At 66.3% G+C, this 13,088-nt stretch carries 11 protein-coding genes and 1 other RNA gene; 5 read left to right on the top strand and 7 right to left on the bottom strand.

Features of this window, described 5'->3' with window-relative positions:
• Positions 1-2 precede the first annotated feature (2 nt).
• The gene (locus tag ACZ1II_RS17330) at positions 3-824 is read right to left on the bottom strand and encodes a TPM domain-containing protein (RefSeq protein ID WP_465144854.1); all 822 of its coding nucleotides are present in this window, start codon (positions 822-824) and stop codon (positions 3-5) included.
• Between the two features lie 4 nt (positions 825-828).
• A complete protein-coding gene (locus tag ACZ1II_RS17325) occupies positions 829-1,434 on the bottom strand; it encodes a LemA family protein (protein ID WP_465144853.1) in 606 nt (201 codons plus the stop codon).
• Between the two features lie 202 nt (positions 1,435-1,636).
• On the opposite strand from ACZ1II_RS17325, the gene mscL reads away from it, so the two are divergent.
• Positions 1,637-2,062 carry a large conductance mechanosensitive channel protein MscL gene (gene mscL / locus ACZ1II_RS17320; RefSeq protein WP_334185370.1) on the top strand — a complete coding sequence of 142 codons (426 nt, stop codon included), beginning with the start codon at positions 1,637-1,639 and terminating at the stop codon, positions 2,060-2,062.
• Positions 2,063-2,119: 57 nt separating this feature from the next.
• Positions 2,120-2,487, top strand: a transfer-messenger RNA (tmRNA) gene (ssrA, locus tag ACZ1II_RS17315).
• A 61-nt stretch (positions 2,488-2,548) separates the two neighbouring features.
• Here the strand turns inward: ssrA and ACZ1II_RS17310 are convergent.
• A complete protein-coding gene (locus tag ACZ1II_RS17310; RefSeq protein ID WP_465144852.1) occupies positions 2,549-2,836 on the bottom strand; it encodes a hypothetical protein in 288 nt (95 codons plus the stop codon).
• A 284-nt stretch (positions 2,837-3,120) separates the two neighbouring features.
• On the opposite strand from ACZ1II_RS17310, the gene ACZ1II_RS17305 reads away from it, so the two are divergent.
• Both ACZ1II_RS17305 and ACZ1II_RS17300 read left to right on the top strand, forming a co-directional pair.
• Positions 3,121-5,250, top strand: a complete 2,130-nt coding sequence (locus tag ACZ1II_RS17305) for a malate synthase G (protein WP_465144851.1) — start codon at positions 3,121-3,123, stop codon at positions 5,248-5,250.
• A 90-nt stretch (positions 5,251-5,340) separates the two neighbouring features.
• Positions 5,341-5,715 (top strand): hypothetical protein, encoded by a 375-nt coding sequence (locus ACZ1II_RS17300; RefSeq protein WP_465144850.1) that lies wholly within the window; start codon positions 5,341-5,343, stop codon positions 5,713-5,715.
• A 49-nt stretch (positions 5,716-5,764) separates the two neighbouring features.
• Here ACZ1II_RS17300 and rsmA read toward each other — a convergent pair whose 3' ends face one another.
• The 4 genes from rsmA to ACZ1II_RS17280 form a co-directional block, all read right to left on the bottom strand.
• On the bottom strand, positions 5,765-6,589 hold the full coding sequence (gene rsmA / locus ACZ1II_RS17295) for a 16S rRNA (adenine(1518)-N(6)/adenine(1519)-N(6))-dimethyltransferase RsmA (RefSeq protein WP_465144849.1): 825 nt from the start codon (positions 6,587-6,589) through the stop codon (positions 5,765-5,767).
• Entirely contained in the window at positions 6,586-7,632 is a 1,047-nt protein-coding gene (gene pdxA / locus ACZ1II_RS17290) for a 4-hydroxythreonine-4-phosphate dehydrogenase PdxA (RefSeq protein WP_465144848.1), read from the bottom strand. Before pdxA ends, rsmA begins: the two co-directional genes overlap by 4 nt.
• A gap of 19 nt (positions 7,633-7,651) precedes the next feature.
• On the bottom strand, positions 7,652-9,019 hold the full coding sequence (locus ACZ1II_RS17285) for a peptidylprolyl isomerase (RefSeq protein ID WP_465144847.1): 1,368 nt from the start codon (positions 9,017-9,019) through the stop codon (positions 7,652-7,654).
• A gap of 206 nt (positions 9,020-9,225) precedes the next feature.
• Positions 9,226-11,529 (bottom strand): LPS-assembly protein LptD, encoded by a 2,304-nt coding sequence (locus ACZ1II_RS17280; protein ID WP_465144846.1) that lies wholly within the window; start codon positions 11,527-11,529, stop codon positions 9,226-9,228.
• Between the two features lie 94 nt (positions 11,530-11,623).
• Between ACZ1II_RS17280 and ACZ1II_RS17275 the strand changes: the two genes are divergently transcribed.
• The gene (locus ACZ1II_RS17275; protein ID WP_465144845.1) at positions 11,624-13,087 is read left to right on the top strand and encodes a leucyl aminopeptidase; all 1,464 of its coding nucleotides are present in this window, start codon (positions 11,624-11,626) and stop codon (positions 13,085-13,087) included.
• Position 13,088 lies beyond the last annotated feature (1 nt).

Below are 13,088 nucleotides of genomic sequence, written 5' to 3'. Positions count from 1 at the left end.
CCTTACCAGCTGCCGCTCGCGCCGCCGCCGCCGAAGCTGCCGCCGCCGCCCGAGAAGCCGCCACCGCCGCCGCCGAATCCGCCGCCTCCACCCCAGCCGCCGCCGAAGTGATCGTCGTCATCGTCGCCGCCGAAGCTGCCGGGCATCCAGATGATCGGACCGCCGAAGCCGCCGCGCCGCCGCCCGCCGCCGCGTGCTTCGTTGATCATGGGCATGACCACGAAGAACACGATGATGAGGATGAAGACGATGGTGCCGATCGGGAAGCCGCCGCCGGAGCCTTGCTTGCGCGCGGCATTGGCGTCTGCCGCCACCTTGCGGGCCTGGTCGGGCGGCAGGGTGAGCTGCTTGATGAGGGCGTCGGTGCCCGCCGCGATGCCGCCGGGATAGTCGTCGGCCTTGAAGCGGGGGAGGATCTGGTTGTTGATGATGAGGAAGGAGAGGCCGTCGGTGATGATCGGTTCGAGGCCGTAGCCGACCTCGATCCGCACCTTGCGTTCGTTCGGCGCGACGATCAGCAGGGCGCCGCTGTTCTTGTCCTTCTCGCCGATGCCCCAGGCCCGGCCGAGCTGGTAGCCGTAGTCGGAAATCTCGTAGCCCTGAAGGCTGGGCAGGGTGACGACGACCAGCTGGCGGCCGGAGTTCTTCTCCAGCGCCTCCAGCTTCTGCGTGAGCTGGGCGGTCTGCTGCGGGTTCAGCAGCTTGGCATCGTCGACGACACGGCCGGTCAGCTTTGGGAAGGTGGGTTCGGCGGCTGCCTGCTGGGCAAGCAGCGCGCCGAACGCCAGAAGGATGGCCGCGAGGACGGCCCGGAAACGGATCACGGGATCAGATCTTGCCTTCGAGGCTCGGCGCGTTCTCGGCGCCCGGCGTCGTCGCCTGATAGGGGACCAGCGGGTCCGCACCGCGCAGCTTGGCGCCGATCATGGTCGGGAAGGTGCGGACTTCGGTGTTGTAGTCCTGAACCGCGGCATTGTAGTCGCGCACCGAGATGCGGATGCGGTTTTCCTGGCCCTCAAGCTGGGTCTGGAGCATCTGGTAGTTCACGATCGACTTGAGCTCGGGATACTGCTCGACGCTGACCAGCAGGCGCGAAAGGCTCTGTCCGAGCTGGCCCTGCGCGGCCTGGAACTGCTGCATCTTGGCCGGATCGTTAAGATCGTTTGCGGTCAGTTGGATCGAGGTCGCCTTGGCGCGTGCTTCGACCACGCCGGTGAGGATTTCCTTCTCCTGCGTCGCGGCGCCCTTCGCCACGGCGGCGAGGTTGGGGACGAGGTTGGCGCGTTCCTGGAAGGCGGCCTGGACATCGGCCCACTTGGCCTTGGCGGCTTCCTGCTTGGTCGGAACCGAGTTGAAACCGCAGGCAGCCAGCGACAGCGCCGCCGCGAGGGCCAGCACATTGCGGCTCTTGCGGGCCAGGGCGGAAAGGGACATTCGTGATCCTCCTGATCGGCGCGGCCAAGGGGCCATGCCTCTAGCTGGAATAGATAGCAGCCGCCCGTCCCGGTTCAAGGACGGTCGCTCCGCTGAAACGACGCGCGCAACCGTTTGTTACTCGGGCGATTGTTACATAACGAGCGATGTGGCAGGTTTGCCGCCAATCGTGGACCGCACAGGATCGAGGGGAAACCGACCCATGCTTCAGGAATTCAAGACTTTCATCGCGCGCGGCAACGTGCTCGACCTCGCTGTCGGTGTGATCATCGGCGCGGCTTTCGGCAAGATCGTTGCCTCGCTGACCGACGATGTCATCATGCCGTTCATCGGTCTCATCACCGGGGGCATCGATTTCAGCAACAAGTTCGTGGTGCTTGGCACGATCCCGGCGGGCTATACCGGGCCGATGACCTATGCCGGTCTCAAGGCGGCGGGCGTCGCCATGTTCGGCTATGGCGCCTTCCTCACGGCGATCATCAACTTCCTGATTCTCGCCTTCGTGATCTTCCTGATCGTGCGCCAGGCCAATCGCCTGCTGCCCAAGAAGGAAGAACCCGCAGCGCCCACCGGCCCGACCGAAGTGGAACTTCTGGCGGAAATCCGCGACGCGTTGAAGAAGGACTGAGCCGAAAAACGGCCGTGAGAAATCGGCTGTGAATTGCGGAAGGGCGGGGTCATTCCCGCCCTTTTCTTTTCCGGCGGGCGCCCTATATGAGGTCCTGCCAGCTTCGGCTGGCTATGATGATAAACTGCGCCGTTCAATAGGCACAGCGGACCCGGGGGCGGTACCCGGCGGCTCCACCATCACCCGTCCTGCCATCCGGCCGGACAACCCTGTTGTCGCAGGGGTGATGACGGGGCCGAACTAGGATCGACGTGTGTTGAAAAGCGGTGTTTTCATTCGGGCTGAGTAACCCGTTCAAGGCTCAAAACTCACAAGTGCCAACGACAACGAAGCACTCGCTCTCGCCGCGTAATTCTAGGGGCTAACGCCCTGACGTTACAAAGCTAAAGCGCGGTTGGACCCACCGGGCAACAGAAGGGATTCCAGGGGCCCGGGGTGAGCCTTGCAACAGAATCACCCCACCCTTCCGACATATCCGGGCTTTTCTCAGGCGGCGTTTGCGCGTTCGGGGACTATCTCGTCCACTTCGGGTGCATTTTCCGCTTCTTCGGCCAGCTTTTGGGCCTGTTCGAACTTCAGGCAGTCGAGGATTTTCGCCCCGGCCATGAAGACGGCGCCGGTGCAGGCCAGGAACAGCAGTCTTCCCCCCCATCCCGGAAAGCGCGTGAGGTAGACGCTGCCGCGTTCCACCGCGCCCAGGGCGAGGGCGTAGATGATCATGAACGCTTCCCAGCGCGTCTTGATGACGAAAAGCCGGCTGATCTTGCGAAGCATTCCGATCCTTCCAGTACCGCGCGTCCTCATGCGCAAGTGGGGGAGCCGCTCGAAGGTTCCCGAAGCCGAGGGGAATGTCGGTCGTAAGTCCTTCCGGCGCAAGGTCTAAGCTGGTCCGAGGTGGTACCACTTTGGGACCGTAATGGAGACCGGCGGCGAGTTCGCATTTGCCAAGCCCATCCGGATCGGGCATAGCAGGGCCAATCCTCCCCAGGACAATCTTGAACAGATGTCACGGTCGCCGCACGCACTTTGGTGCCTGCGTGCCTGGAATGCGAGGAAAGATGACAGACAGAGTCGAACGTTCGGGCCTGCGGGTCGATGGCGCCCTGGCGCGTTTCGTCGAGCAGGAAGTCCTGCCGCCGATCGGTCAGGATGCGGCCGGGTTCTGGGCGGGGTTTGCGGCGCTGGTGGCCGAAATGGCGCCGCGCAACCGGGCGCTGCTGGAACGGCGCGATGCGCTGCAAGCGGCGATCGACGCCTGGCACCTGGAGCGCCCCGGCAAGTCCATCGATCAGGCCGAGTATCAGGCATTCCTGCGCGAGATCGGCTATCTGGCGCCCGAACCCGGCGATTTCTCCATCGGTACTACCGGCGTCGATCCCGAGATCGCGACGATGGCGGGGCCGCAACTCGTCGTTCCCGTGCTCAATGCCCGTTTCCTGCTCAACGCCGCCAATGCGCGCTGGGGCAGTCTTTACGATGCGCTCTACGGCACCGACGCGCTCGATGCCGAGCCTGCGCAGGGGCGGGGCTACGATCCGGCCCGCGGCGCGGCGGTGATCGCCGAAGGGCGGCGGTTTCTCGACAGGGCCTTGCCGCTGGCCTCGGGGAGTTGGGCCGATGCCGAGAGCCTCGACGTCGCTCTGGCCGATCCGGCCCAATATGTCGGGACGACGCAGGCCGGGCGGTTCTATCGCTCGAACGGTCTCGGGATCGAGATCGTTGTCGATGCGGGCAGCGAAGTCGGCCGGTCCGACCGGGCGGGCATTGCCGATGTCGTGCTGGAAGCCGCGCTCACCACGATCGTCGACCTGGAGGATTCCGTCGCCGCGGTCGATGCCGAGGACAAGCTGGCGGGCTATGCCAACTGGCTCGGCGTGATCCGGGGCGACCTCACCGAAACCTTCGAGAAGGGCGGCCGCACCCACAGCCGCGCGCTGGCGCCGGACAAGGCGGTCGAGACGCCCTCGGGCGAGGTGCTCGAACTGCCGGGACGCAGCCTGCTGTTCGTCCGCAATGTCGGCCATCTCATGACCAATCCGGCGATCCTGCTGGCCGACGGTTCGGAAATTCCCGAGGGTATCCTCGATGCCGTTCTGACGAGCGCGATTTCGGCGCAGGACGTGAAAGGCCTGACCCGCTTCGGCAACAGCCGCGAAGGGGCGATCTATATCGTCAAGCCGAAGATGCACGGGCCGGAGGAATGCGCCTTCACCAACGACCTGTTCGATGCGGTCGAGGACCTGCTGGGCCTGCCGCGCCGCACGATCAAGGTCGGCGTCATGGACGAGGAGCGGCGCACTTCGGCGAACCTCGCGGCCTGCATCCATGCGGTTAAGGACCGGATCGTCTTCATCAACACCGGCTTCCTCGACCGTACCGGCGACGAGATCCATACCTCGATGCGGGCCGGGCCGATGATCCGCAAGAACGCGATCAAGGGCTCGGGCTGGATCGCCGCTTACGAGAAGCGCAATGTCGCGATCGGGTTGCGGCACGGGCTTTCGGGCGTCGCGCAGATCGGCAAGGGCATGTGGGCGGCGCCGGACCGGATGCGCGACATGCTCGAACAGAAGATCGGCCATCCGCGCACCGGGGCGAACACCGCCTGGGTGCCGTCTCCCACTGCGGCGACGCTTCATGCCATGCATTATCACGAGATCGATGTCTTTGGCTTGCGGGGCGAGATGGCGGGCGCGGAGATTCCCGGTCTCGATCTCCTGCTGCAAGTCCCGCTGGCGCAGGGCACCAACTGGTCCGAGGCTGAAGTGCGCGGGGAACTGGACAACAATGCGCAAGGCCTGCTCGGCTATGTCGTGCGCTGGATCGATCAGGGCGTCGGTTGCTCGAAAGTTCCGGACATCGACGATGTCGGCCTGATGGAGGACCGCGCGACCCTGCGCATCTCCAGCCAGCACATGGCGAACTGGCTGCTCCATGGGGTCTGCTCGCGCGAGCAGGTCATGGATTCGCTGCATCGCATGGCGGCCAAGGTCGATGCGCAGAACGCGGGCGATCCGCTCTACGAGCCGATGGCAGGCAACTGGGAGACCTCGTTTGCCTTCCGCGCGGCCTGCGATCTCGTCTTCAAGGGCGTGGAGCAGCCGAGTGGCTATACCGAGCCGCTGCTTCATGCCTGGCGCCGTCGGAAAAAGGCAGCGGCTGTCGTGCCTTCGCTGGCGGAGGTCTGACCGCAAAAGCCTCACCCGTGCGTTAACTTTGATTTGATCTATCGCGTGCAAGGCACTATTCAACGTGGTGTTCGCTAGGGGGGCCCGGCGTTGAAGAAGTCCAGTGCTGATCGTGCCCATGGGCGCGCCATCTCCGGTACGCCGCCTGTCGGTGTCCCGGCCGACGGTATCAATTCGGAAGAAGGCGCGCGGGTCGTGCGTCTCGACTCGGTTCGCGCCGAGCGGGAACGCGCGGGTTCGGATCGCGAAGTGCTGCCGGTCGCTTTGGCGGCGGAAGCCCTGCGTTTTCCGAAGGAGCGCGGTGTCGTCCGTTTCCTTGCATCCGATGGACCGCTGACGGGGCGTCTCGTTCAGTTCGCGCTGATGGGGCTTGGCCTTGCCGTGGCGGTCTGGGTGGCGGCGCAGCTTGCCAAGCCCGATCTCGGGGCCGTCAGGCAGCCCGTTTCCGCCGAAGCCGCGCAGTAAGCCCCTCCCGGTCCGATCAGGACCGGGTCAACTCCCCCACCCGGTCCGGTCAGGGCCGGGTAAGTACCTTAGCCACGCTGACGAATTCTGCGACTGACAGCGTTTCCGCGCGGCGCTGGGAATCGATTCCCAGGCTCTCCAGTGCATCCAGTGCGCCGGGCACGCCCTTGAGGCTCTGGCGCAGCATCTTGCGGCGCTGGCCGAAGGCGGCTTCGGTCACGCGCTCCAGCACCCGCATCGACACGCCTTCGGGCGCCTGCCCCGGCTCGACGTGGATGATCGCCGACATGACCTTGGGCGGCGGCGTGAAGGCGCTGCGGTGGACTTTCATCGCCAGCTTCGCCTGCGAGCGCCACTGCGCCAGCACCGCGAGGCGGCCATAGGCAGAGGTATCCGGCTCGGCGACGATGCGGCGGGCCACTTCCTCCTGGAACATCAGCGTCAGCGACGACCACTGCGGCGGCCAGGCTTCGCCCGAGAGCCAGCCGGTGAACAGCGCCGTGCCGACATTGTAGGGCAGGTTGGCGACGACCGCGTAAGGCCCGTCGAACAGGTCGGCAGGGGCGATCTTCATCGCGTCGCCCTCGATCACCTTGAGCTTGCCGGGGAAGGCGGCCTCGACTTCCGCCAGCGCCGGAAGGCAGCGGCGGTCCATCTCGATCGCGGTCACGGTGGCGCCCGCGCGCAGCAGGGCGCGGGTAAGGCCGCCGGGGCCGGGGCCGACTTCCAGCACTTGCCGTCCTTCAAGACCGCCGGGGATGGCGGCGATGCGGTCCAGCAATTGTTCGTCGAACAGGAAGTTCTGGCCGAGCGCCTTGGAGGCGGAAAGGCCGTGGCGGGCGATCACTTCGCGCAGCGGAGGAAGAGTGGTCATGCTGGTGTCTCCGGCGAAAGCCTGCGCGCGGCGCATTGGCCTGCCATGCGGATGGCGGCGATGGTAGCGCCCGCGCTCGCCACGTTCCGGCCCGCGATGCCGAAGGCGGTGCCGTGGTCGGGCGAGGTCCGCACGATCGGCAGGCCGAGCGTGACGTTGACGCCCGCGTCGAAATCGAGGGTCTTGATCGGGACGAGCGCCTGATCGTGGTACATGCAGAGCGCGACGTCGAACCTGTCGCGCTCATGCGCGGCGAAAAGGGCGTCGGCAGGGTGCGGGCCGGTCACGGCCAGTCCCTCGGCGGCGAGGGCGGCGATGGCGGGGGCGATGGTCTCGATCTCCTCGCGGCCCATGCGACCGTCTTCCCCGGCATGGGGGTTTAGGCCGGTAATGGCGATGCGCGCCGGGGACAGGCCGAAGTCGCGGACGAGCGCGCGGGCGACGATCCGGGCTTTGCCTTCAATGAGATCGCGGGTGACGAGCGCCGGGACCTGTGAGAGCGCGACGTGGACGGTCAGCGGCACCGTGCGCAAGTTGGGACCGGCCAGCATCATCACCGCATCGCCATGGGCGACGCCGCAGGCATCGGCGAGGAATTCGGTCTGGCCGGGCTGGGTGAAGCCCACTTTGGCGAGCTTCGACTTGGCGATGGGGCCGGTGACGACCGCGCTGGCCGCGCCGGACAGCGCGAGCTGCGTGGCATGGGTCAGCGAATGGAGGGCGAGGGCGGCGCCGCTGCGGTCCGGCTGGCCGAACCGGGCTTCGGCATCCTCTTCGCCCAGCACCGGCAGGGCCTTTGCAAAGACTTCGGCGGCTTCCTGCGGGGCGGCGATGCGGACGACCGGCAGGTCGATCCCGCGGCTGCGCGCGGCGGCCCTGAGCACTTCGGCGCCGCCGACGGCGAAGAAGGGCATGAGCCCCTCTTCATGCCGCACGGCCCAGGCCTGCGCGATGAGTTCCGGAGCTACGCCCGCCGGATCGCCCAAGGAAACGGCGAGAGGCGGAACCGCCAGGGGCGGCGCGCCGTTGGTATTGGCCGCCATCGTGCCGCCCCCGTTATCGTCAGTTGTACTCGATCACCGCGTCGCGGCGAAGGTCGCGCAAGTACATCTGCGCGCGCTTGTTGACGCGGTCGTCCTCAAGCTGGGCCATGACCTGCTCGAAGTTCGGACCGGAATCGACTTGCGGATCGTCGCGGCCGCAGAGCATCAGGATGCGGACGCCCTCGGTCAGCGAGCCGAACGGCGGCAGGGTCTCGCCGGGCGAGAGTGTGAGGATCGAGGACTGGATCTGCGCGGGCAGGTCGCGGGCCTTGACCTGGTCGTTGGCGACGACCTGGGCGCCGATGGTGGCGGCGACCTTGTCGACATCGCCGCAGCCCTTGGCGGTCTTGATCGTGTTGGCGAAGTTTTCGGCCTTGGCATTGGCCTGGGCTTCGCTGATGCCCTTGGGGAACTCGAGCGAGATCTGCTTGAGCGCCAGCACGGCGTCGCGCGGATCGGCAGTGAGGACTTGGCGCTTGTCGATCAGGTAGACGATGTCGTAGCCGCCGGGGATGGCGATCGGGCCGGCGAGCTGGCCGGGCTGCATGTCGCGCACGGCTTCGCCCACTTCGTTCGGAAGCTGCCCGAGGCGGACCCAGCCGAGGTCGCCGCCGACCGGAGCGGTCGAGGCCTGCGAATACTGGCGGGCATAGGCGACGAAGCTGCCTCCCTGGCGCAGCTGCTGCATGATCTGGCCGGCGTTTGCCTCGACCTGCTGCTCGGATTCCGGCGTGGCGGCCAGATAGATCTCGCCGAGGCGGTATTCCTCGGTGCCCTTCGAGGCCTTGAGACGGTCGATCACTTCGTTCACTTCGTCGTCGGAGACGTTGATGAACGGCTGGACGTTGCGCTGGAGCAGGCGCTGCCACGACAGTTCGCCGCGGATCTGGCGCTTGAGCGAGTCCGGCGAGGAGCCGACGCGCTTCAGGTAGGCGTCCATCGCCTGGGTGTTCTGGTTGAAGTTCTGCGAAGCGACGCGGGCGTAGGACTGGTCGACCTCGGCATCGGAAACGGCGACGTCGGCGGCCTTGGCTTCCTGGATCTGGAGCGTCTCGTCGATCAGGTTGCGCAGCACCTGCAGGCGCAGGCGCTTCTGTTCGTCTTCGCTGATCTTGCCCTGGTTGGCGGCGAGGATCAGGGCGAGGCGCTGGTCGACGTCGGTGCCGGTGATGACCGAGCCGTTCACCACGGCGGTGGCGCGGCGCAAGTTGGGATTGTCGTTGCCGAAGATCTTCACGTCATCTGGAATGACGATCTCGCCCTGCGGCGCGGACTGGGCAGAGGCTGCGCCCGACGAGAGCGCTGCGGCCAGCGTGCCGCAAGTGGCGAGGGCAGTGCAGGCAAAGGCCGCGCGCTTGAAGAACGTGTTGCGTTGGATAGCTTTCACCTTGACCTATATCCCGTATTCGACCCGCACGGCCGCTGCCGCTCGATGGAGAATTTCGCCGAGGGACGCATTACCGACCCTATGTCGGCACGCGGCTTAACCGAAACTGAGCACGTCCGATAGCCGCTTTGGCGATGGCGGCTCCAGCTGGGGCCGCTTTGGCGATGGCGGCTCCGGCAGGGGCCGCTTTGATCGGCAGGGCTGGATCACCATGCCCCGATGTTCTTGAGCGCGAAGCCCAGCTGGAAAGAGTTGCCCTTGCGCGCATCGCCGAAGGTCACGTAGTCGCGCCGCCAGGTGAAGGAGACCTGGAGGCAGTCGTCCTCGTAGGCCATGCCGACGCGCGAGCGCAGCGGCTGGAAGCCGTCCGAGCCATACGTCGGGTCTTCCTTGCGGTCGGTCAGGTTGACCACGGCGGAGCCGAACAGCGACCAGTAGTTGGCGAAGGCGACGCGGCCCGCGGCGCGCACTTCCTCGCGGTCCTTCAAATCCTCGATGTCCATCGAGATGTCGCGGTTGAGCTTGGTATAGCCGAGTTCGAGGTAGGTCTGGTTGTTGCCCAGCGAAATGTCGAACTCGTTGCGGCGCACCGCCAGCGTGTCCTTGTCGACGCGGAAGCGGTGGATGATGTTGAAGAAGTTGCGATAGCGCAGTTCGGTGCGGCCGACGATGTCCGAGGTCTTGCTGGCAAGGCCGGTACCGTCGGGCAGGATCGAGGGCTTGTTGCTGAGCCGGATCGACTGACCGACCGTGGACTTGATGCGCCAGCGCGAACGTTCGAACATCCAGTCGACGCCGTAAGTGAAGCGCACGCCGTCCTCGAAACGGTCGTAGCCGGGGAAGCGATTGAGGGCGAAGAGGTTGGAATCCTCCAGCTCGATCGCGCGCGAATCCTCGTTGGGGATCGCCAGGTTCTTGACCTTCGGCGTGGCGACGAACTGGACGCGCGGGGTCAGGATCTGGCTGCCGCCGAACACCTGGCCGACCAGCGGCCACTTCACGTCCACGGCCGCCAGCGCGATGCCGCGCGTCTGCCAGCCCGGCTGCCCGCGATAGAGCGCAGTCGTGGTCAGGTCGTTCTCGTCGGAATGATAGACGTCGCCGCGCACGAGGCCGGTCAGCGTCACTTCCTGGCCCATGCCGGTCAGCTTGCGCAGCGACCACTGGGTGCTGGCGAAGGCGCGCTGGGTGTCCTGCCCATCGACGCGGGTAACGCCCATCGTGTTGACCTGGGTCTCGATCTTGCCGCTCAGCAGCGATTCGTTGAAGCGGTGGCGATAGTCGAGCACCGGGAAGGCGACCGGAATCTGGCCCTGGTCGCGGCTCGATTGCAGGGTCTGCGTGGCATAGCCCGCAAACGAGAAGTAGCTGTCCTGGTCGATCCGCTCGACTTCGACCGACGAACGCAGCCGGTCGTCGCGTGAGATGTCGTAGCGGCGCACGAAGGTGCGGTCGGTGGCGCGGCGGATCGAGGCGGTGATGCTCCAGTTCTCGTCGAGCTGGAACTTGCCGTTGGCGAAAATGTAGCCGCGGAAGGCGCGTTCGCGGTTCGGGTCCGGATTGCTGCTGTTGATCGGGATGCGGTTGCTCGACGTCGCATAGCCGGTGATCTGGTAAGCGCCGATATCGGTCAGCGCGCGGTACTGGAACGAGGCCATCGGCGCCGCCTTGGTATAGGCGTGGAGCGAGCCGGTGAGATCGCGGTTGTCGGCGATGCGCCAGTAATAGGACTGCGCCACCTCGATCCCGTTCGACGGGCTGGTGCGCAGGTCGGGCACCAGGAAGCCGGATACCGCGCCGCCGTTGGTGCTCACCGAAAGGCCGAACAGCGGCAGCTGGAGCACGCCGAACAGTTCGAGCCGGGCATCGCTAAAGCGCACGCGATTGCGCTCCTCGCTATAGACCACCGTCTTGGCGACGACGCGCCAGGTCGGCTTCTTGGGGCAGCCTTCGTCGTTTTCCACGGCGCAGCCGGTATAGGCGGCATGCTGGAGTACGACATCGCCATTGGCGATTCGCTCGCCCTTGTTGGCGGCGAGGCGTCCGCCCTGGCGCATGACCAGCAGCAGGTTCTCCATCATGCCGGTCTTCAGCTCGTCGGTCAGCTCGACGTTTTCGGTATAGAGCTGGTTGCCGTCCTGATCGACCATGCGGACATTGCCGCTGCCCAGGATCTGCCCGGTCTTGCGGTTCCACGTCACCTTGTCGGCGCGGACGGACTGCTTGTCCTTGCGCAGCACGACATTGCCGGTGGCGGTGACGAATTCGTCGTTCTGGTCGTATTCGACGGTGTCCGCCTCGAAGGCGATCGGCACGTTGTCGTCGGTGGAGGCGGGCGGTGCAGGGGGCGCACCCTCGATCGGGCCGGTATCGACGGGACGCGAGACGTCCTGCGCAAAGGCATGCGAAGGCAGGCCGAATGCGGCGATTCCAAGGGCCAGCACGCTCAGCGAAACGGGTCGCAAGCGGCGGAGGGGGGCTTGCAGCAGGGTCGGCGCGGCAGGGAGCATCACTTGCCTATCGCACCGCCTGTGCCTAACTGCAATCCGCTGTTGCGGCGAAGCGCACAAGATCGGCGCCCGCCCCCGTGATTCAGGAGATCCCATGAATATCCAGTTCCTTGACGCTGCTGCCGCCGCCCCGGCGCGTCTCGTCGCCCGCTTCGTGAACCAGGATGCGATTCCCGCCGATATCGAGCAGGTCCTCGTCGAAGGCGCCAAGGCCTCGCGCTTCACCGGCAAGACCGGGCAGGTTTTCGAGGGCTTCGTGGAGCGCGACGGCAAGGCCGTGCGCGTGGCGCTGGCCGGGATCGGCGCGGCTGACGCTGCTGACCGCAAGGGCGCCGTCGAGCGCGCGGGTGCGGCCGTCGTCGCCAAGTATCTGACCTCGGGTGAGACCGCCGTGACGCTGGACCTGACCGGCGCCGGTCTCACGGCCGACGAAGCGGCGGGCGCTCTGCTCGGCGCCGTGCTGCGCGCCTGGCGCCTCGATACCTATCGCACCAAGCTGGCCGAAGACGCCAAGCCGAGCCTCGTGGACATCGCCGTGGTCGGCGCGCCGGAAGGCACCGAAGCGGTCTGGGCAGTCGAGCAGGCCATCGTCGCGGGCGTCTCGTTCACCCGTGAACTGGTGACCGAACCGGCCAATGTGATCTACCCCGAATCCTTCGTCGCCCGCGTCGAGGCGAAAGTGGCGGGCAGCGGCCTCAAGGTCCGCGTGCTCGACGACAAGGAAATGGCCGCACTCGGCATGGGTTCGCTGCTCGGCGTGGCGCAGGGCTCGGTTCGTCCGGCGCGTCTGCTGGTCATGGAATGGCTCGGCGGTGAGGCAGGCGAGGCTCCGGTTGCCTTCGTCGGCAAGGGCGTGACGTTCGACACCGGCGGCATCTCGATCAAGCCGGCAGCCGGCATGGAAGACATGAAGTGGGACATGGGCGGCGCCGGTGCGGTGGCCGGCACGATGCTCGCGCTCGCGCTGCGCAAGGCCAAGGCCAATGTGATCGGCGTCTGCGGTCTTGTGGAAAACATGCCCGACGGCAATGCCCAGCGTCCGGGTGACGTCGTCACCTCGATGTCGGGCCAGACCATCGAAGTCATCAACACCGACGCCGAGGGCCGTCTGGTGCTCTGCGACGCGCTGACCTGGGTGCAGCGCGAGTACAAGCCCGCCAAGGTCGTCGATCTCGCCACCTTGACCGGCGCGATCATCCTCAGCCTCGCGCACGAGTATGCCGGTCTGTTCTCGAACAATGACGACCTGGCCGCGCAGCTGACCGCCGCTGGCAATGTGTCGGGCGACCGCCTGTGGCGCATGCCGATGGGCCCGAACTACGACAAGATGATCGACAGCCCGATTGCCGACATCAAGAACGTCGGCCCGCGTTTCGGCGGCTCGATCACCGCGGCGCAGTTCCTGCTGCGTTTCATCGAGAACGACACCCCCTGGGCGCACCTCGACATCGCCGGTACCGTCTGGACCGACAAGCCGGGCGCGACCTGGGACAAGGGTGCCTCGGGCTTCGGCGTGCGCCTGCTCGACCGCTTCGTGCGCGATACGCTCGAAGCCTGAT

The organism is Novosphingobium sp. BL-S-20 (assembly GCF_055521635.1).
The sequence above is the reverse complement of the archived record's forward strand: the minus strand, read 5'-3'. Positions and strand labels throughout refer to the sequence as shown.

Excerpts from the sequence above, each read along its gene's own strand:
- ACZ1II_RS17325 (WP_465144853.1), bottom strand. The coding sequence starts at position 1,434 with ATGTCCCTTTCCGCCCTGGCCCGCAAGAGCCGCAATGTGCTGGCCCTC.
- mscL (WP_334185370.1), top strand. The coding sequence starts at position 1,637 with ATGCTTCAGGAATTCAAGACTTTCATCGCGCGCGGCAACGTGCTCGAC.
- ACZ1II_RS17310 (WP_465144852.1), bottom strand. The coding sequence starts at position 2,836 with ATGCTTCGCAAGATCAGCCGGCTTTTCGTCATCAAGACGCGCTGGGAA.
- ACZ1II_RS17305 (WP_465144851.1), top strand. The coding sequence starts at position 3,121 with ATGACAGACAGAGTCGAACGTTCGGGCCTGCGGGTCGATGGCGCCCTG.
- rsmA (WP_465144849.1), bottom strand. The coding sequence starts at position 6,589 with ATGACCACTCTTCCTCCGCTGCGCGAAGTGATCGCCCGCCACGGCCTT.
- pdxA (WP_465144848.1), bottom strand. The coding sequence starts at position 7,632 with ATGGCGGCCAATACCAACGGCGCGCCGCCCCTGGCGGTTCCGCCTCTC.
- ACZ1II_RS17280 (WP_465144846.1), bottom strand. The coding sequence starts at position 11,529 with ATGCTCCCTGCCGCGCCGACCCTGCTGCAAGCCCCCCTCCGCCGCTTG.
- ACZ1II_RS17275 (WP_465144845.1), top strand. The coding sequence starts at position 11,624 with ATGAATATCCAGTTCCTTGACGCTGCTGCCGCCGCCCCGGCGCGTCTC.